Origin of the sequence: Nocardiopsis sp. NPDC007018 (assembly GCF_040635075.1) — a bacterium.
GTDB lineage: Bacteria > Actinomycetota > Actinomycetes > Streptosporangiales > Streptosporangiaceae > Nocardiopsis.
In genome coordinates, this window is sequence record NZ_JBEYHA010000005.1 from 147,428 (window position 1) to 166,099 (window position 18,672).

The 18,672-nt window shown below is 73.2% G+C and carries 13 protein-coding genes; 9 read left to right on the top strand and 4 right to left on the bottom strand.

Annotated elements, in window-relative coordinates:
- Positions 1–170: 170 nt before the first annotated feature.
- Both ABZ635_RS04330 and ABZ635_RS04335 read left to right on the top strand, forming a co-directional pair.
- Positions 171–485, top strand: a complete 315-nt coding sequence (locus tag ABZ635_RS04330) for a hypothetical protein (protein WP_357758697.1) — start codon at positions 171–173, stop codon at positions 483–485.
- A gap of 190 nt (positions 486–675) precedes the next feature.
- Positions 676–978: an antibiotic biosynthesis monooxygenase gene (locus ABZ635_RS04335; RefSeq protein WP_357758700.1), complete on the top strand. Its 303-nt coding sequence runs from the start codon at positions 676–678 to the stop codon at positions 976–978.
- 5 nt (positions 979–983) lie between these two features.
- Here ABZ635_RS04335 and ABZ635_RS04340 read toward each other — a convergent pair whose 3' ends face one another.
- The gene (locus ABZ635_RS04340) at positions 984–3,215 is read right to left on the bottom strand and encodes a tetratricopeptide repeat protein (RefSeq protein ID WP_357758703.1); all 2,232 of its coding nucleotides are present in this window, start codon (positions 3,213–3,215) and stop codon (positions 984–986) included.
- A 475-nt stretch (positions 3,216–3,690) separates the two neighbouring features.
- Between ABZ635_RS04340 and ABZ635_RS04345 the strand changes: the two genes are divergently transcribed.
- On the top strand, positions 3,691–5,802 hold the full coding sequence (locus tag ABZ635_RS04345; protein WP_357758705.1) for an ATP-binding protein: 2,112 nt from the start codon (positions 3,691–3,693) through the stop codon (positions 5,800–5,802).
- A gap of 78 nt (positions 5,803–5,880) precedes the next feature.
- On the opposite strand, the gene ABZ635_RS04350 is transcribed toward ABZ635_RS04345, so the two are convergent.
- From ABZ635_RS04350 to ABZ635_RS04360, 3 genes are all read right to left on the bottom strand, one after another.
- Positions 5,881–7,647 (bottom strand): hypothetical protein, encoded by a 1,767-nt coding sequence (locus ABZ635_RS04350; protein WP_357758708.1) that lies wholly within the window; start codon positions 7,645–7,647, stop codon positions 5,881–5,883.
- Between the two features lie 200 nt (positions 7,648–7,847).
- Complete coding sequence (locus tag ABZ635_RS04355; RefSeq protein WP_357758710.1) at positions 7,848–8,963, bottom strand: hypothetical protein; 1,116 nt, start codon at positions 8,961–8,963, stop codon at positions 7,848–7,850.
- A 106-nt stretch (positions 8,964–9,069) separates the two neighbouring features.
- Positions 9,070–10,254 carry a DUF695 domain-containing protein gene (locus tag ABZ635_RS04360; protein ID WP_357758713.1) on the bottom strand — a complete coding sequence of 395 codons (1,185 nt, stop codon included), beginning with the start codon at positions 10,252–10,254 and terminating at the stop codon, positions 9,070–9,072.
- Positions 10,255–10,384: 130 nt separating this feature from the next.
- On the opposite strand from ABZ635_RS04360, the gene mnmA reads away from it, so the two are divergent.
- The 6 genes from mnmA to ABZ635_RS04390 all read left to right on the top strand — a co-directional run bounded on the left by mnmA (position 10,385) and on the right by ABZ635_RS04390 (position 18,620).
- Positions 10,385–11,494, top strand: a complete 1,110-nt coding sequence (mnmA, locus tag ABZ635_RS04365; RefSeq protein ID WP_357758716.1) for a tRNA 2-thiouridine(34) synthase MnmA — start codon at positions 10,385–10,387, stop codon at positions 11,492–11,494.
- A 133-nt stretch (positions 11,495–11,627) separates the two neighbouring features.
- Positions 11,628–12,185: a VTT domain-containing protein gene (locus ABZ635_RS04370; RefSeq protein WP_357758719.1), complete on the top strand. Its 558-nt coding sequence runs from the start codon at positions 11,628–11,630 to the stop codon at positions 12,183–12,185.
- Between the two features lie 35 nt (positions 12,186–12,220).
- Complete coding sequence (locus ABZ635_RS04375) at positions 12,221–12,871, top strand: HAD family hydrolase (protein WP_357758722.1); 651 nt, start codon at positions 12,221–12,223, stop codon at positions 12,869–12,871.
- A gap of 38 nt (positions 12,872–12,909) precedes the next feature.
- Positions 12,910–14,013 carry a methionine synthase gene (locus tag ABZ635_RS04380; RefSeq protein ID WP_357758725.1) on the top strand — a complete coding sequence of 368 codons (1,104 nt, stop codon included), beginning with the start codon at positions 12,910–12,912 and terminating at the stop codon, positions 14,011–14,013.
- Positions 14,014–14,133: 120 nt separating this feature from the next.
- Positions 14,134–16,344, top strand: coding sequence for an NAD-dependent DNA ligase LigA (ligA, locus tag ABZ635_RS04385; RefSeq protein WP_357758728.1), 2,211 nt, complete (start codon positions 14,134–14,136; stop codon positions 16,342–16,344).
- Between the two features lie 236 nt (positions 16,345–16,580).
- Positions 16,581–18,620 (top strand): EAL domain-containing protein, encoded by a 2,040-nt coding sequence (locus ABZ635_RS04390; protein ID WP_357758731.1) that lies wholly within the window; start codon positions 16,581–16,583, stop codon positions 18,618–18,620.
- The last annotated feature ends 52 nt before the right edge of the window (positions 18,621–18,672 follow it).

The following is an 18,672-nucleotide window of genomic DNA, read 5'->3' on the forward strand; positions in this document are numbered from 1 at the left end:
GGTGGGAACATCCTTGGTACGCCCGGTGTCCGCGGGGTGGCGGGAATGTTCTGGGTCGGCTTCGATCTCGTGTTTTCTCTGTTCCGGGGGCCGAAAGCGGTATAGGAACGACGGGGACGTAGACCACGTGGGACGCTGCGCGCTCCCAGCCCAGGAGAGAGCGGACATCAATGGACGTTGAGCCCGACAACGACGGCCGGACCCCCAGGCAGCGGGACCGGGACCGCAAGTACCGGGAACACGTCGCCCGGGTGCAGCGCCGGGACCGGCTCGACAGCTGTGTCACCGAGGTGCGGCTGATCTACCAGGGCCTGCGGCACCGAGCTCAGCGCGGTTCTCTGGAGTGGGGCGAGTTCGACCGCCTGTGGCGTTACCACGGAGAGGTGGAGAAGACCGTCTCCCGGTTCACCGCGGCCGAACAGGACCAGATCCTGGAGGAGTACCCGAGGCTCGCCGCGCGGTTGCGGGCCGAGTACCGGCTCTGAGACGCCTCCCCCGGGCGGATTCCTCCCAGGGCGGGTTCCCTCCCCGGACGGACGCCCGCGTGGCGGAACACGCGGCCCCGGTACCGGGGTGCCCGGTCCGGACCCTTGGCGAGGCCACGAGGAGTCGTCGGACACGCGTGTGTCGTGTCTGGCCCCGTGCCGTGGACGACGCGTCGGTAGTGTGCCTGCCATGACCTTCGCGAACGTCGCCACCCTGGAAACGGTCACGGGCGGGCGGGACGAGGTGGTCGCCCTGCTCACCCGGTCCGGCCCCGAGCTCCGCGCCGCCGGGTGCCTGCTCTACGAGGTGGGTGTCAACGACGACCACCCTGACACCGTGTACGTCGTCGAGCTCTGGGAGTCGGAGCGGGCGCACCGGGCCTCCCTGGACCTGGAGGGAGTTCGCGCCGCGATCGCCGAGGCGCGCCCGCGACTGACCGGACGCGTGGGCGGCGAGCGCTTCACGGTGGTCGGCTCGCCCCTGCGGGACTGAACGGCTCACATCCATGACTGGTTGAGGGCCTGCGGGCCGGTGGGTTCGTCGTTGGGGTCGACCTCGTGGTTGCCCCCGTTGCCGTGGGCCCCGTCCTCGCGGGCGCCGCTGTGGTCCGGCTGCCGGTCGCCCGGTTCGCTGTGGGCTCGGGCCCGCTGTTCGCGGCGTAGCCGCTCCAGCTGGCGCAGGCTCGACAGGGTGTCGGGATGTTCCGGACCCTGGACGCGCCGACGGTCCGCCACCAGTGTCTCCAGGGCGTGCACGGCGCCGACCGCGTCGTGCGCCCGTGCCTGCCAACAGGCCAGGTTGTGCCTGCTGGTGAGGGTGCTCGGATGGTCTTCGCCCAGCACCTGCGTCTGGATCGCCACCAGCTCCCGCAGCCCGTTCACCGCGCCCTCGGGGTCGCCCGCCACCCCCCGCCAGTGGGCGAGGTTGTGCAGGGTGCTGAGGGTGTTCGGGTGGTCGGGCCCCAGGTGTTCACGCTGGTCGGCGAGGAGTGCGCGGGAGGCCCGCACCGCGGTGGGCAGGTCGCCTGCCTCCGCATGGCACACGGCGAGGTTGCCGCGCGTGCTCAGTGTCTCCACCCGGTCCGGGCCCACCACGCGGTCCAGGTCGGCGAGCAGTTCCCGGTACCGGGAGACCGCGCCGGCCGTGTCCCCGGCCTGGGCGCGGAGGTGGGCGAGGCCGTGGCGGGTGCGCAGGGTGTCCAGGTGGTCGGGGCCCAGCACCCGCAGCTGGCGTTCGTACAGGTTCTCGAAGGCCCGCTGGGCCTGCGACAGGTCGGCGCTGGCCCCCGTCCAGTAGGCGAGGGGGTCCGTGACGGCGGGCACTCCGCCCTGGGCGCCGTGCCGGAAGAAGTGGCCCGTGTGTTCGGGGCGGTCGGCGGGGGCCGGGTCCAGGGTGTGCGCGACCGCCTCGGCCAGCACCTCCCAGTACGTCACGGCCCACTCGACCTCGCGGGAGGAGTCCAGTCCGCTTCCCGCGCGGAACAGCACGGGGTGGATGCCCTCCTCCCACAGCCAGCTCCACACCCGCACCCGGCCCGCCGTGCGTTCGCGGAGCACGGCGGTGTTCGAGCGCAGCCGACGGCCCAGCGCGGAGTCGCGCGCGGTGTCCGGCCACACGTCCACCAGGCCGTCCGCGATGGCGCGCACGGCCTCCCGGGTGGGGCGGGTGCGGGTGTGTTCGAGGGTGGCGCGCTGGGTGAGGTGGTGGGCGCCGATCACCAGCGGGGTGTCGCGGGCGACCAGGTTGAGGCGCTCCAGGGAGGCCAGCGCCAACCGCACCTCGTGGCGGGTCAGGGTCCGGGCGGGGAAGGTGCGCCGCCCCAGGTAGTTGCGGATCGGGCGGGAGACCGCGACCTGTTCGGGGGTGGCCGCGGAGTCGAGGAGGGCGATCAGGCCCATGAGCGGGCGGGCCACCCCCTCGGGACGGTGGGCGTCGGCGCGTTCCACGGCCAGTTCCCAGGTGGCGGCGACGGGGGAGCGCGTGTCCCACTGGGGGTACGACGCCGCGTGTGCGGCCGTGCGCCGGTGGAAGAGGGCCAGGTAGGCGGCCGGGGTGAGGTGGAGGTCGGCCATGTACGCGGTCGCCTGGGAGAGGGCGAGGGGCAGGTGGTCCAGGGCTGCGGCGAGCGGGCGCAGTTCGGCGTCGGTGTGGGCGATACCCGCCTCCACGAGAGCGGCGCGCAGGTAGCCGTCCGCCTCTGCCGCCGAGAACGCCCCGACGGTGTGCGTGTGCGGGCCGTGGACGACGGGTGCGTGGCGGCTGGTGACGATCATCCGACCGTGCGGGCGCTCCGTGGGCGGCCACAGGTCCTGGACCTGCGCCGGGTCGGTCAGGTCGTCCCACACCACCAGCCAGCGGCGTCCCGAGGCGTCCACGGGGTCGTGCAGCCAGGAGAGGAACTGTCCGGCGGCGAGTTCGGCGTCGTCCGGGACGTGGGCGAAGAGCCTCCGCGCCGCCTGTGCGTACGCGAAGACGACGCCGTCCCGGGTGGCGGCGTCCGCCCACAGAACGACCTCCGGGCGCTGGTGCGGGACCGGGTGGTCGCGCAGGGCCCGGGTGTGGTGGGCGGCCAGCTGGGTCTTGCCGACGCCGCTCGCGCCGCACAGCACCTGGTGCGGGGACGGTGTTCCGAAGCCGCCCAGGACCGCGTCGAGCGGGTCGGAGAGGGCACGGCGGCGGAGGTGTTCGGCGGGCTCGGGTACCAGCCCCACGCTGATCGGCCAATTCACCGGGTTTCGGCTGGTGTGGAAGTCGGTTCCGGTGGTGGGAACTCCTGGGGGGACGGGGTGGTCGGGGCGTCGACCTCGCGGGTCGTCCGCCCCGGCCGTGCCGTTGCCGTGTTCGTGGCCAGAGCTCAACAGCCACACCCTTCCCGGGGTCCGAGGGAGTCGCGCGCTCAGCGTGCTTACGTGTCGTATGCCCCGATCGGGATCGGGGAACCCCAGGGGCAAAGGGGTTTCGGTCGATCCAGTTCCCCTCACGCAGGGGAGTCAACCCCATCGTTTGCGCTATACCAGGTCAGTGCTTCGCGGGTGCGGTGCCGTGCCTGCGGGGACGCGGGTGAACCCTTCGTGAACGTGGACGCGCGCCCGCCTGTCCGGAAGCGGCCACCGCTGTGTGCTCCGCCACGAAAGCCGGTAGATAGGGTGACCGGGACTTTCCGAAGTCGCTCCGTGCTGACTCCCTTGACCCCTCAGGAGAGGTATGAACGCCGACACCCCCGGGCCGCGCCACACACGCTCATCGGTGGGCGGGGACGTCCACGGGGTGACATTCCAGGGGGAGAGGTTCCGGGACGTCAGCGTGAACCTGGGCCACCGGGAGCCGGAACGGGAGCGTCCGATGCAGGTCAAGTCGCCCCCGCACGACTTCGTCAACCGCGAGTCCCTTCTGGACTGGATCAGCGGTTCGCTGGACTCGGCGTCCGCGCCGCGCGTGGTCGTCTGGGAGGGCCCTCGCGGCATCGGCAAGACCACCCTCATCCGTAAGGTCGCCGAGGCGCAGCGGGAGTACTTCACGGGCGGCCAGCTCAGCTTCGAGTACCGCCGGGGCCACTATGAGGACCACGACCAGGCCATCACCGGGTTCCTGCGCACCCTGGGCGTGGACACGGCCGCGATCCCCAGTGACCCCGCCCTGCGAGCCAAGGAGTACCTGACCCGGACGCGGGGCCACCGGCTCCTCGTGGTGGTCGAGGGCGCCTGGGAGCCCGCCCAGGTCAGGGCGCTAGTACCGGGAGGCGACGGCAGCCTCGTGCTGGTCTCCGGAGACGGCCCCGACCTGGGTGAGCTCCAGGAGGACTCCACCGGAGCCCAGTCCCGACCCCTGGTGCCCCTCTCCGCCGAGCCCGCGCGCGGCCTCCTGGAGAGCCGTGCCTCGATCGACCTCACCCGGGAGGACCCCGCCGCGGTCGGCCAGCTCCTCGAGGTCTGCGCCGGGTTGCCTCTGGCGATCGCGCTGGTCGGCGGCCGACTCTGCCGGTCGGGACCGGGCACCGCCGCGGACCTCGCGGCCGAGGTCCGACGCACCCGTTCCACCCTGCGTGCCATCGGCGACCCCCGGAGGAACCTCGACGTGATCTTCCAGACCTCCTACCAGGCCCTGTCTCCCGGAGCCTCCTGCCTGTACCGAGCCCTGGGGGAGTGGCCCGGAGCCCTCCTGGACCACGACCTCCTGCCCGTCGTCGGCGACACGGCCGCCCTCGACGAACTCGTCACCGCCAACGTCGTCGAGGAGACCGACGGCCCGGCCCTGCGGTTCCGACACGACCTCATCCGCACACACGCCCGGGACCGGGCGGAGGCCGAGGACTCACCGGAGGAACGGCATCGCCGCCTGGTGGCACTCCTCGACGGCTACCTGGTCCGGATCGGGTTCGCCGAACGCGCCGCGCGGGGCGAGCGGCTGCGCACCGTCGACCTCGACGCGCTCCTCGACGGGGAGACCGACCCCTTCCGAGGGGACACCGAGCACGCCCGAGCCTGGCTCCTGAGGGAACGCCCCACACTGCTCGCCACGGTCGTCGACAGTGCCGAGCGGGGCCTGCACGGCCACGCCCACCGGCTGGCCGAGCTGGCGACCGCCCTGTACCTGGACCACCGTTTCGTGCACGACTGGGCCGTCACCGCCACCTTGGGCGCGGACTCCGCGCGCCTGGCCGGGGACGCGGCGGCCGAGGCCCGGCTCAGCTCCCTGGCGTCACGCCCCCTCACCGACCTCGGCCGCCTGGCGGAGGCGGGGGAACGGCTCGACCGAGCGGTCGAGTTGGCCGCCGGGTTGGAGCACCCGCTGCTGCGTGCCTCGGTGTGGGAGTTCCAGGGTCGCCACCTCACGGCGGCGGACCCGGACGCGGCGGTGGCCGCCTTCGACCGCTGCGTCGAGGCCAACCGCGCCAGTGACGACCCCAACTCGGTGCGGGGGGAGGCACTGGGCGTGCTCTACCGGGGCAACGCCCACCTGGCGGCGGGGCGGGCGGAGGCGGCTGCGGCCGATATCGGGGACGCCATCGAACGGCTGCGGGCGTTGGACGAGCCGGACCACCGGATGGTGGCCCGGGGGCTCGTCTGGCTGGGCAGCGCCCACGCGGCGGCGGGCCGCCCCCAGGAGGCGACCGACACGTTGTTGGCGGCGGTGCGGCGACTGCGCTCCGGTGGCTGGCACTACTACGAGGCCGAGGCGCGCGAGCTTCTGGCCGACCACTACGAACGGCTTGGGGCGGCCGGGGAGGCCCGTACCCACCTGGAGGAGGCCGAACGGCACTTCCGCGCCCTCGGCAGCCCGCGTGCACGGGAGCTGGCCGACCGCCTCGGGGAGTGACCCGAGAATCGGGGCCGGCCACGGGACGGCCGTGGAGCCGGTTCCGCGACCGCTCGCCGCCCCGCGCCCGGAGCCGGTTCAGGGACGCGCGCCCCGGTCCGGCGGCGCACCTTCGACGGGGGTGAGCACGCAGGCCCAGCGGCGCGCTCCGCTGCGTACCTTGAGGCCGGTGTCGGGACCGTCGATCCGCACTCGGGCACGCAACGCCGTGTACAGCACGGCGGCCGCCAGTACCGGCTCCGTCTCGGGGTCGGTGCGCACCAGGAAGCGGCGTCCGTCCCGTAGCAGTACCAGGGTTCCCCCCGACACGGGCGCGGCGCTGGCGAAGGCGCCCGCGTGTCGCTCCAGGGCCCGTTCCAGCCATCCCTCGTCCCGCCCGCCGTCCGAGGCGCGGCAGATCACGGAGGCCGCGCTGACCAGGCCGTGGCGCCGCTCCGTCTCGTAGACGGCCAGGTGGCGGATACCACCCCTCGGCGGGCTCGGGACCGCCCGCGTCGCGGCGGGAAAGCGCTCGATCACGACCTCGTCGGAGCCCTCCACGGTCCCGTGCACCTCGAAGGCGCGGGGCGGGTGGCCCGACGGGTCCGGTTCGGGGACCGGTAGCGCCCGCCCGGTCCCGTCGACGTCCGCGCCCTCGGGCGGGTCCAGTTCCAACAACCGGTACAGCAGTGACGTGAGCCGGTGCCCGCCCTGGCCCTTGTGGGCGAAGGCGAGGTCGACGGCCCTGCGGTGCCGCCCCGGCACGTGTGTGTCGATGGCCCGTTCGACCTGGGCGCGCAACCCCTCACCGCCCAGCCAGGGGGCGGTCCTGACCAGTTCGGACACGGCCGTTCCGGGCACCGACTCCTCGCCCAGGGCGCCCAGGAGCACCGGGTGGTCGAGGGCCGCCCCGTACAGGGTGACGCTGCCGTGGTCGCCGATCACGCAGTCCGCCGAGACCAGGGCGGCGCCCCAGCCGGCCTCTGGGGGCATGAGCAGCAGTCCGGCGTCCAAGGCGTCGGCGAGCATGTGCCGCACCTGCCACGGGCTGTGCGCGAACCACACGTTGGGGTGCACCACGGCCGCGACACGGTAGCCGTCGTGGGGGAGTGCGCCGAGCAGGGCCCCGGGTAGGCGGGGGCGGCTGCCGAGCAGCCCGCCCGGCCCCCACGTGGAGGTCGCGACCACCAGACGCTGGTCGGGCCCCACCCCCAGGTGTGAGCGGTAGTGGTCGCGCAGCCGCGCGCCCGACACGAGCCGGTCGTGGGCCGGGTCGCCCACCACCTGGGCGTGCTCGGCCAGGGGGACGCGGGCCGCGCGCAGCTGTTCCCGCTGGGCCGGGTGGGACAGGACGAGGTGGATGTTGTCGGCGTGGTGGAACTCGGGCCGGGGCACGCCCGACAGCCGCACCTCGCGCGTGCGGTGGTCCGGCACGTACTTCTGGAATCCGATGCCGTGCGGCAGCACCACGACGGGGCAGGCGAAGGAGTCGAGGTCGGCGTTCTCGGTCGCGGTCACCACCAGGCCCGGCTCCACCGACAGCCGCTCGCTCCAGGGGATGAGCCCGGCCTCGACCCCTTCCAGCAGTGCCTCGGTCCCGGCGTTGAACGCGGACGTGCCGTCGAAGGCGAACAGCACGCGTACCCGGGTGTCGCCTCGGAAGACCGCGAGGGCCTCCAGGACCCGGACCGCGGAGGTGAAGGTGCGGGCCAGGGCCAGGACCACGGTGGCGTCGGGGAAGGTCTGCCAGCGGTGCGCCTCGGGACCGCAGTTGGCCCGCGCGTAGCGGGCCGCGGCTCCGGCGGGCGCGGACGGCGCGGTCCCGCGGCTCTGGTCGGGTCCTGCCGGGGTTGCGGGGGGTGTCATCGGGTCCTGTCAGCGTTCGGGAACCGTGTCGGACCAGGGTAGTAGCCGGTGCGTGGCGGCCTCCGCCCGCCCCGGGCCCCTCCGCCCGGCCGGTCCGGAAGTAGCCACCGCCGTGTGCGCCGCCGGAGCTGTCTGCCGTCGGGCCCGGCGGACGTCGCCTCCCCCGGGCTCCGCGGGCCTCGCCTCCCGCGGGCTCCGAGCTAGCCCCGGAGGACCTCCTCGACGAGGGCGGAGCGCTCGCCGTCGTTCTCGGCGCGCAGCGTGCGGGCCACGGCGAACAGCACCTCCGGTGCGACCGCGCTGCTGGGGTGCACACTCGCCACCGACCCGTCGTCGAGGCGGACGCGCACCTCGCTCAGGCGCGGTCCGCACCGACTGTCGATGCCACGGTGCACCACCACCATCTCGTCCCGTTCGGTGCACTCCACCCCGGGGTATCCGCATCCGCTGCGCGGTCCCTCCGCGCTCTGTTCCGAGGTCCAGCTCAGCACGTGCAGCGCGCGGGGCCAGCTCTCCCCGCTCCGGTCCGCCCCCACCCCCGGGCCCGCCGAGACCGCTCCGACCGCCGGCGAGTCCTCGGCGGTCGGCGCCTCGCGGGGCGGCTCCGTGTCGACGTCGTGGGGCGGCACCCCACGCTCGGGCACCGCCGAGGGGGAGCCGTCCGCGTCCTCGGCCACGTAGGTCATGCGCAGACCGCCGTGCACCTCGTGGACCCGGACCGGGTCCCACCGGGGGTGGTCCAGGACCGCGATCGTGTGCCCGAACCCGTGGATCTGACTGATCGAGCGCTGTTCGGTGGACCGGTCGCGGGTGTGTTCGGCGGCCAGCGGCAGCATCATCAGTCCTGCGGCGGCCACGGCCACACCGGGGAGGACGCCGCCGTGGTCCCGCCCCCGGCCGAACACCGCGCACGCGACCAGCGCCGAGGTGGCCACGACGGCACTCACCGCCATGGCGTTCGCTGGGGCGTCGCCGGGCACGGGTCGGAACACGGGAGACTGCAGCGCCATCACCAGCGGCGTGGCCAGCGAGGTCCCGGCCACCAGACAGGCGCACGGGGTGGGTTGGGGCATCCCGGCGAGCCCGAGCACGGCCGCGACGAACAGGACCATCAGCACCGTGCCGCCGACCGCCACCGGGGTGACCAGCAGGGTGGCCAGTTCCGGTCGGCCGGTGTCCAGGCTCAGCGCCAGGTTCCACACGGCGCCGGGGAACAACGACATCAGAGGTGCGCCCACCAGGCACACGGAGAGGAGCGCGCCGACCGCGGCGACCCGGGGCCGGCCCGTGGCCGTTCGCGTGAGCACGCCGTCCATCAGACCCGAACCATCCTCCTGCGCGGGGACGCCACGTTACGCCTGTTTTCGCTCGGGCGCCAGACGTCGGGGCCGAGGCCGGTACCCGGCCCGGCCCCGATCGCCGTCAGTGTCCCAGTTTGCGTACGTACGGACGCCTGGCCTGGTGGAACTGCTGCCACCGGGGGTCCAGCTGGGTGCGCAGCTGCACCTTGCCCTCGGGCCAGTCCATGAGGAGGTTCTCGAACTCGGGCAGCACGCCGGAGTCCGGGTCCAGGTAGTAGATGTACATCCGCTGCCCGGCCACGGTCTGCTGCATGAACAGGGCGCCGTTCTCACCGAGCAGGCCGGACAACCGGGCCTCCAGGTCGGCCAGCGACACCACGGAGGTCTCCTGCGGCAGCCGGTCGGCGTCGGCGTCCGCGTACGGCACCAGGACCTGGACGAAGAGGGACAGCGCGGGGAAGTCCCGGCGGGTGACGGGGTGGCGGAGCTGGACCTCGATCGGCCCCTGGAGGGGGAGCCTGCCGTGGAGGGTCAGCCAGCCGTCGGTCCCGCCGAGGAGGTCGCCCATCTGCTTGGCGACGGAGGGCATGGAGGTCGGCGGCAGCGGGTCCATCGGCCGCTCGTCCAGCGACGTCACCGCGCCGACCCAGCGCACGTACTGGTCCTCGCCCAGGGCCAGCAGCGCGACGTGTTCGGCGACGGCCTGGCGGGTCTCGCCCGACAGGAACATGTTGTCGGGGTGGTAGACGCCCACCTCGATCCGGCCGGTGCCCTGGTTGACCCGCATGGACACGGACACGTGGGACAGGTCCAGCTCGTGGTCGTCCCAGCGCACCGTGGTGCCGAGCCGGTCGTGGTCGGCGGGGCGGACCGGCTGGAACCGCCACTCGGAGTCCCCGGGGGCCGATCGGGACCAGCGCTCGGACTGGATGCGCGCCTCCTCGGAGGCGCCCGGGCGCAGGGTCAGCGCGTAGGAGGGGGCGTCGGTGAGCTTGGAGGGGTCGTCCAGCGCGGCGAGTTGTTCCAGGAGCTTGGCGGGGTCGACGTCGGCGGACAGGTCGAGGTCCTCCAGCCCTCCCTGGGGCTGGGGCGCGCGGCCCACCTCCCAGTCCAGGTCCGGGTGGACCGCCTTGACCAGTGCGGAGACCCGCTCGGACACCTCGGCGGAGACCGGGGTGTCGGACTCGACGGACTCGGCCAGTGGCGAGCGCACGGTGGGCCAGGCGTCCCAGAAGGCCGTGACGGCGGCCGTGGAGGCGGTGGAGTCGGTGGAGTCGGCGGAGCGGCGACGACGGAACAGAGCCATGCCCATGATTTTCGCAGAACCGGACCACCACCCTCGCCCCGCCCCGGGCCGGGGCGAGTCCCGGAGCGCGCCGCCCGGACGCCTCGTGCGTGGCGCCCTCCTCCGAGGGGCGCATAGGCTGGAGGGCGTTATGACTTTGCGTGTACTGGCCGCCATGTCCGGCGGGGTCGATTCCGCGGTAGCCGCGGCCCGCGTGGCCGAGGCGGGATACGACGTCACCGGCGTCCACCTGGCCCTCTCCAAGAACCCACAGTCCTACCGCACCGGCGCCCGGGGCTGCTGCACCGTGGAGGACTCCCACGACGCCCGCCGCGCGGCGGACGTCATCGGCATCCCCTTCTACGTGTGGGACATGTCGGAGGAGTTCGACCGCGAGGTGGTCCAGGACTTCGTCGCCGAGTACGAGGCGGGCAACACCCCGAACCCGTGCCTGCGGTGCAACGAGAAGATCAAGTTCGAGGCGGTGCTGGACCGCGCCGTGGCGCTGGGCTTCGACGCCGTCGCGACCGGGCACCACGTCCGCAAGGTCGACGGTCGCCTGGTGCGCAGCGTCGACGAGGGCAAGGACCAGTCGTACGTGCTGGGCGTGCTCGACGCCGAGCAGCTCGGCCACGCGATGTTCCCGCTGGGGGACTGCACCAAGGAGGAGGTGCGGGCCGAGGCCGAGCGCCGCGGCCTGTCGGTGGCGGACAAGCCCGACAGCCACGACATCTGCTTCATCGCCGACGGTGACACCGCGGGGTTCCTCAACCGTCGGTTGGGGGAGAGGCCGGGGCCGATCCAGGACGAGGACGGCAACGTGGTGGGCACCCACAAGGGGTCGCACGCGTTCACGATCGGCCAGCGCAAGGGCCTGGGACTGGGCGGCGCGCCGAACCCGCGCTACGTGCTCTCCATCGAACCGGTGAACAACACGGTGACCGTGGGCCCGCGCGAGGCGCTGCGGGTGGACGAGATCGTCGGGACGCGGCCGGTCTGGAGCGGTGGCGGCCCGCTGACCGATCCCACCGAGTGCCACGTCCAGCTGCGGGCGCACGGCGAGGTGTACCCGGCCACGGTCGTGCAGCGCGAGACCGGTGACGGTCCGGAGCTGGTGGTCCGGTTGGCCGAGCCGGCCCGGGGCGTGGCGGCGGGGCAGGCCGTGGTGGTCTACGACGGCGACACGGTGCTGGGCTCGGCGACGATCCGGTCGACCGCGCGCTCGACGGACTCCGAGGAGGCGGGGGCCGCGTCGGCGTGACGGAGGGGCGTCGGCAGCGTGCGCAAACGTCACACAAGGACATAGAACACTCGTTTTCTCGCCGGTGACCCTTGCTGAAGTTAGGTAAGGCAATGCAAAGTTGTGGGGTCACGGTGTTGAAGGGGTCCGGTCCATGCCGCAGTTCGCGTTTCTCGAGGGTCAGCCCTTCTGGGTCATCTACTGCACCCTGCTCGTGGTGATCCTCCTGCGCGCTCCCGCGACCTACTGGATCGGCCGCGGACTGGGCGCCGGGGTCGCCCGCAGCCGCCTGGGACGACGGCTCGGCCCCAAGCTGGACGCCGCCAAACGGCGCATCGACCGCTACGGCGCGCCCGTGGTGACCCTCAGTTTCTTCACCGTGGGCATGCAGACGGCGATCAACCTCTCCGCCGGTGCCGTGCGCATGCGCTTCCCCCGCTACTTCGCGGCCGTGTTCGTGGGCGGGCTCGCCTGGGCGGGCCTGTGGGGCGTGGTGATCGCCGGACTGGTCGGCACCTGGATGGAGCTGTTCCTCAAGTCGCCGTGGACGGCGGTGGGCGTCGTCGTGGCCGCCGCCGTCGCGGTGGCCGCGCTGGTGGCGCGGGCGCGCCTGGCACGCCGCGGCCGCCCCGAGCCCGGATCGGGGGACGCCGGGCCGGGCCCCGTCGGCGAGGGCGCCGACTCAGGCGCGGCGGACGCCCGCCGCGTCTGAACCGACCCCGTTCCCGCGCCCTCTAGCGTGGGGTCATGCGTATCTCCGTAGACGCCGTCCTCTTCGACATCGACGGCACACTCGTGGACTCCACCGGAGCGGTCGAACGGACCTGGCGCCTGTGGGGCGAGGCCCACGGCATCGACTCGGACGAGATCCTCGCGGTCTCCCACGGCAGACGTTCGGAGGACACCATCGCCCTGTTCCTCCCCGAAGAGCAGGTGGCCGAGGCCGCCGCCGAACTCGAGGAACTGGAACTGGCGGACCTCGACGGCGTGACCGCCCTGCCCGCCACCCGTGAGCTGTTGACCGCCCTGCCCTCCCGCCGCTGGGCCGCCGTCACCTCCGGCTCCCGCCGGCTCATGCGCACCCGTCTGGAGGCCGCCGGGCTGCCCGTCCCCGAAGTACTCGTCACCGCCGACGACGTCACCAAGGGCAAACCCCACCCCCAGGGCTACCTGAGGGCCGCGGCCGCGCTCGGCTTCGACCCCGCGCGGTGCCTGGTCGTCGAGGACGCCCCCGCCGGAATCCGCGCGGGTCTGGCCAGCGGCGCCGCGGTGCTGGCCGTGGCCACCTCGCACGGCCGCACCGAACTGGAGGGCCTGGGCGCCACGGAACTCATCGACAACCTCACCTTCTGTGCCCTGGAGACCACCCGGGGGGAACTGGTCCTGAGCACCCCCTGACCCCGCGACCGGGCCGCACGGTCCCGGTTGCCCTAACCTTGGGCAACGTGAGTCAACACCAGCCCCAGCCCTGGCCCGCCGCGTCCGCCACCGGAGTGGGTTCCTGGCCGGGAGAGGACCCAGACGAGGCCATGCGGACCATCGTGGGCGAACTCCCCGACCTCCCGCACCTGCCCGAGCTTCCCGCACGGGGAGCCGGGGCCGACATGATCGGCCGCGCCGCGGGCCTCCTCGTCGACCTCCCCGTCGAGGTCCAGCCCACCGGGTGGCGGGTCGTGGACACCCCCGGCCGCGACCTCGCCCGCGCGGGCAGCTTCCTCTCCTACGACCTGGACGCGCTCACCGAGCACCTCCATGCCTACGAGGGCCCGCTCAAGATCCAGGTCGCCGGGCCCTGGACCCTGGCCGCCGCGATCGAGCTCCGCAACGGCCAACGCGTGGTCTCCGACCCCGGCGCCCGCCGCGACCTCGCCGAGTCCCACCTGGAGGGCGTCCTCGCCCACATAGCCGACGTGCGCCGACGCGTGCCCGGGGCCCGGGTGCTCGTCCAGGTCGACGAGCCCTCCCTGCCCTCGGTGCTCCTCGGCGTCCTGCCCACCGCCAGCGGCCTCGGTGTCCTGCCCGCCGTGGACCGGGTCCGCGTCGAAGGGGTCCTGCGCACCCTCTTCGCCGCGATCGCCGACGCGGGCGCCGTTCCGGTGGCGCACTGCTGCGCGGCCGGGGTGCCGGTCGACCTCCTGCGCCGCAGCGGGGCCCGTGCCCTGAGCCTGAACGCGCGCCTGCTCGGACGGGCGCACGACGACATGATCGGTGACGCGGTGGAGGCGGGGGTCGGACTCCTGCTCGGCGTCGTCCCCTCGACGGACCCGCCCGCGACCGCGGCCTCCCGGACCTTCGAAGCCGCTCCCGGCGTCGCCACGACCGCCCTTGGCGGGTCCACCGCAATGTCGGACCCGGCGGCTATCGTCGACCCCGTAAGAGAGCTGTGGAACCGGCTGGGATTCAGCCCTGACCTGCTGTCCCGGGTGGTCGTCACCACGCCCACCTGTGGTCTGGCGGGGGCCTCCCCCCGGCACGCCAGGGCCGCCCTGGAAGCGGCCCGGAGCGGCGCCCGGGTCCTGCGGGACGAACCCCGCAGGTAGCGTCCGCGGGGTCTCCGGCCCCGCGCCGGGTCCGGCCGACCACGCGCCCGCACCACCCCCGAGAAGGCCGCCGTCCCGTCCCCCCGATCCGGCCCCGTGAGAGCGACAAGAAAGGCAGCAGTGAGCGCGCCCGACAACACCACCGTCCCCGACGAGGTACGCGCCCGCCACGCCGAGCTGTGCCGTGAGCTGGACGACCACAGCTATCGGTACTACCTGGGCTCCCCGATCGTCTCCGACGCCGAGTACGACCGGCTCATGCTCGAACTGCGCGGTATCGAGGACCGCTTCCCGATCCTGGTCAGCCAGGACTCGCCCACCCAGAAGGTCGGCGCGCCCATCAGCGTCGACTTCGCGGAGGTGGAACACCTCGTCCGCATGGAGAGCCTGGGCAACGCCTTCGACGCGGAGGAGCTCACCGCCTGGGCCGACCGCGCCTCCGCAGAGGTACCGGTCGACGCCTACCTGTGCGAACTCAAGATCGACGGCCTGGCGGTCGACCTCGTCTACGAACGGGGACGCCTGGTCCGGGCCGCCACCCGGGGCGACGGCCGCGTCGGCGAGGACATCACGCTCAACGTCCGCACCATCGGGGTGGTCCCCGAGCAGCTCGACGAGAGCGTCCGCCCCGCCCCCGAACTGCTGGAGGTGCGGGGCGAGGTCTTCCTGCCGGTGGAGGACTTCGAGAGGCTCAACCAGCGCATCGCCGCCGACGGCAGCCACGCTCCCTTCGCCAACCCGCGCAACGCCGCCGCCGGTTCGCTCCGCCAGAAGGACCCCCGGGTGACCGCCACGCGGCCGCTGTCGATGATCGTGCACGGCGTCGGCGCCCACACGCCCGCCGCCGGGTCCGAGGACACCGTCTTCACCAGCCAGTCGCAGGCCTACACCCTGCTCGGCGAGTGGGGGCTGCCGCTCAGCGACCGGTACCGCGTCGTGGCCACCATGGACGAGGTGCGCGAGTACGTCGCGTACTACCAGGAGCACCGGCACGACCCCGCCTACGAGATCGACGGCATCGTGGTCAAGGTGGACGACATCTCCCTCCAGCGGCGGCTGGGCTCCACCAGCCGCGCGCCCCGGTGGGCGATCGCCTACAAGTACCCGCCGGAGGAGGTCACCACCCGGCTGGTGGACATCAAGGTGGGTGTGGGCCGCACCGGGCGCGTCACCCCCTACGGGGTGATGGAGCCGGTCGTGGTGGCCGGTTCCGAGGTCGAGTTCGCCACCCTGCACAACGCCCAGGAGGTCGCCCGCAAGGGCGTGCTCATCGGCGACACCGTCGTGCTGCGCAAGGCGGGCGACGTCATCCCGGAGATCGTCGGCCCGGTGACGGACCGGCGCGACGGTACCGAGCGCGCGTTCGTGATGCCCGAGCACTGCCCCGAGTGCGGCACCGAACTGGGACAGCAGAAGGAGGGCGACGTCGACCTGCGCTGCCCCAACGCCCGGTCCTGCCCGGGGCAGCTGCGCGAGCGTGTCGCGTTCATCGCCGGGCGCAAGGCGTTGGACATCGAGGCGCTCGGGTACGTCGCCGCCACCGCCCTCACACAGCCGCTGGAGCCCGCCGAGCCCGCCCTCAGGGACGAGGGCGACCTGTTCGACCTCACCGTCGAGCAGTTGCTGCCGATCCGCACGCACGTCCTGGACCCGGACACCACCGAGCCCAAGACCGACCCCAGGACCGGCGAACCCAAGGTGGTCTCGTTCTTCGCCAACATGCGGGGCGAGCCGAAGAAGACCGTCGAGAAGCTGTTCGAGCAGCTGGAGGAGGCCAAGGACAAGCCGCTGTGGCGGGTGCTGGTCTCCCTGTCCATCCGGCACGTCGGTCCGCGCGCCGCCGAGGACCTGGCCCGCCACTTCCGGTCCATGGACGCGATCCGCGCCGCCTCCGAGGAGGAACTGGCGTCGGTGGACGGGGTGGGTCCGACCATCGCCCGCTCCATCCACGAGTGGTTCGCCGTCGACTGGCACGCCGAGATCGTCCGGAAGTGGGCGGCCGCCGGTGTGCGTATGGAGGACGAGGGCCAGGAGCCGGGTTCCCGGGTGCTGGAGGGCGTGACGGTCGTGGTCACCGGCTCCCTGGAGGGGTTCACCAGGGACGGGGCCAAGGAGGCCGTGGCCGAGAACGGTGGCCGCGCGACCTCCTCCGTGTCGAAGAAGACCGGGTTCGTGGTGGTGGGGGACGCCCCCGGTTCCAAGTACGACAAGGCCGTGAAGCTCGGTGTCCCGGTGCTCGACGAGGCCGGGTTCAGGGTGCTGCTGGAGTCCGGTCCCGAAGCCGCGGAGGGGCTGCGCCTGAACCCCGTCGAAGAGGCCCCGGAATCCTAGGGGCGCGACCGGGGCGGGGTGCGGCGCCCGGCCCCGGTCACGGACGGGGGCGCCTCCCGGGGCCCGTACGGGGCGGGCCCCGCGCGGGCCCCGACCCCTACTCCCGGACGATTCGTTTCACGGATAGTTCACGTGGTGCGACAGTTGGTGACGAAACCCCGTAAGCTGTGCGACAACACCACCGGATACGGACAGAGCCCTATTCGGGATGACGGTCTTGAGTCACGAGGACGCCGATGAAGGACCCCATCAGCACCCGGGACATCGGTCCGCGGGTCGGGACGCCGCTCTGGCTCTACATGGCGGCGTCCACCGTCGCGGGCGCGGCGCTGCTCGGCGTGTCCAGCGTCGAACTGGGCCTGGAGCAGCTCGTCAACCTGGCCAGGGAACCGCTGGTCTGGGTGATGCTGTGCATGGTGATCCTCGGTGAGCTCCGGCCCATCGCCATGCCGGGGCAGGCCCCCGGCAGCGGGGCGCCCACCTCGCTGCCCTTCACGTTCGCGCTGGTCATCTTCTACGGTCTGCCCGTGGCCGCCCTCCTCCAGTGCGTCGCCACCGTCGTCGCCGGGGTGGCGCGCCGCCACGCTCCCCACCGCACCGCCTTCAACGCCGCCCAGTACGTCCTCTCGCTGGGGGTGGCCGACGCCGTCCTGCGTCTCACGCTGCCCGAGATCGTCACGACCCCGTGGGTACCCGCCGGAGGAGAGTTGGTGGGGGTGGCCCTGGCCGGAACCGCGTCGTTCGTCGTCAACCGGGTCCTCGTGCTGTGCGCCGTGGCCATGCACGAGCGCGTCCCCATGCGCCAGGTGATGTTCAAGGGCCTGGGACAGCAGGTGTACGTCAACGCGGTCCTGCTCAGCCTCTCGCCGCTCATCGTCATCGCGATGACCCACTCGGTGCTCTACGTGCCGTTGTTCGCCTTCTCCCTCGGGGCCCTCTACACGAGCGCGTTGCTGCTGGTGAAACGTGACCACCAGGCCAACCACGACGAACTCACCGGCCTGGCTAACCGCAAGCTCCTCACCGTGCGCGCCCGGCGGGAGATCGACCAGGCCCACCAGCGCGGCCGCAGGGTCGGCCTGCTGCTGCTCGACCTGGACCGGTTCAAGGAGGTCAACGACACCCTCGGCCATCCGACCGGCGACCGCCTCCTCCAGACCCTGTCCCGGCGGCTCATCCACAGCGTCCGACCGAGCGACCTGGTGGCCCGCCTGGGAGGCGACGAGTTCGCCATCCTGCTCCCGCAGGTGCGCGACGCCGACACCGCGCGCGAGGTGGCGCTGCGTCTCAAGGGGGCGCTGGCCGAACCGGTGCGCCTCGAGGGCATGGACTTCGACCTCCAGGTGAGCACCGGCATCGCCCTGTACCCGGACGACGCCCCCGACTTCGAGCTCCTCATGCAACGCGCCGACGTCGCGATGTACGTCGCCAAGGCCGACCGTACGGGGGTGGAGTGCTACGACCCGGGCAAGGACCGCAACTCCACCGCCCGGCTGAGCATGTACAGCGAACTGCGCCGCGGTCTCGCCGAGGGCGCCCTGGAGATGCACTACCAGCCCAAGGTGAGCCTGGCCGACGACCGGCCCGTGGGCCTGGAGGCACTGGCCCGCTGGCGGCATCCGGTACGCGGACTGCTCACCCCGGACGAGTTCATGCCGGTGGTCGAGCACTCCAACCTGTTCCGGGCCTTCACCGGACAGGTCCTCGACATCACCCTGGCCCGGGCGGCCGTGTGGCGCGCCCAGGGGCTGTACCTGCCCGTGGCGGTCAACCTGGGCGTGCGCGAGCTGCTGGACCCCGACCTGCCCGAGGCGGTCGCGGCCGCCCTGCGCGAACACGGGGTCCCGCCGAACCAGCTGGTCCTGGAGATCAGCGAGCGCACCCTCATCGAGGACCCCGAGGCGGCCACCGCGGCGGTCGGACGGCTGCGCGCGCTGGGGGTGGGTCTGGTCCTCGACGACTTCGGTACCGGACACTTCACCCTCGCCCAGCTGGCGGGTCTGCCGCTGGACGAGGTGAAGATCCACGAGTCGTTCACCGCCCGCCTGGTCGACGGCACCGCCAGCGGCCACACGGTGGTGCGCGGGGCGATCGCCCTGGTGCGGGCGCTGGGGATGCGCGCGGTCGCCGAGGGGGTCCAGTCCGGTGAGCTGGCCGAGGCCGCCCGCGAGACCGGCTGCCACTCCGCGCAGGGGCACTACTTCGCCAGCCCGATGGCCGCCCGCGACGTTCTCACCTGGGTGGCCGCCCACGAGACCGGAACGCCCGTCCAGTAGGCCGGGGGGCGCTGGCCCGATCCCGCCCGACCGGTGGTCGCGCCGGTGCGGG

Bases quoted from the DNA above. Each gene is read 5' to 3' on its own strand.
- ABZ635_RS04350 (WP_357758708.1), bottom strand. From the start codon at position 7,647: ATGACACCCCCCGCAACCCCGGCAGGACCCGACCAGAGCCGCGGGACC.
- ABZ635_RS04360 (WP_357758713.1), bottom strand. From the start codon at position 10,254: ATGGCTCTGTTCCGTCGTCGCCGCTCCGCCGACTCCACCGACTCCACC.
- ABZ635_RS04345 (WP_357758705.1), top strand. From the start codon at position 3,691: ATGAACGCCGACACCCCCGGGCCGCGCCACACACGCTCATCGGTGGGC.
- mnmA (WP_357758716.1), top strand. From the start codon at position 10,385: ATGACTTTGCGTGTACTGGCCGCCATGTCCGGCGGGGTCGATTCCGCG.
- ABZ635_RS04355 (WP_357758710.1), bottom strand. From the start codon at position 8,963: ATGGACGGCGTGCTCACGCGAACGGCCACGGGCCGGCCCCGGGTCGCC.
- ABZ635_RS04370 (WP_357758719.1), top strand. From the start codon at position 11,628: ATGCCGCAGTTCGCGTTTCTCGAGGGTCAGCCCTTCTGGGTCATCTAC.
- ABZ635_RS04375 (WP_357758722.1), top strand. From the start codon at position 12,221: ATGCGTATCTCCGTAGACGCCGTCCTCTTCGACATCGACGGCACACTC.
- ABZ635_RS04330 (WP_357758697.1), top strand. From the start codon at position 171: ATGGACGTTGAGCCCGACAACGACGGCCGGACCCCCAGGCAGCGGGAC.
- ABZ635_RS04335 (WP_357758700.1), top strand. From the start codon at position 676: ATGACCTTCGCGAACGTCGCCACCCTGGAAACGGTCACGGGCGGGCGG.
- ABZ635_RS04390 (WP_357758731.1), top strand. From the start codon at position 16,581: ATGAAGGACCCCATCAGCACCCGGGACATCGGTCCGCGGGTCGGGACG.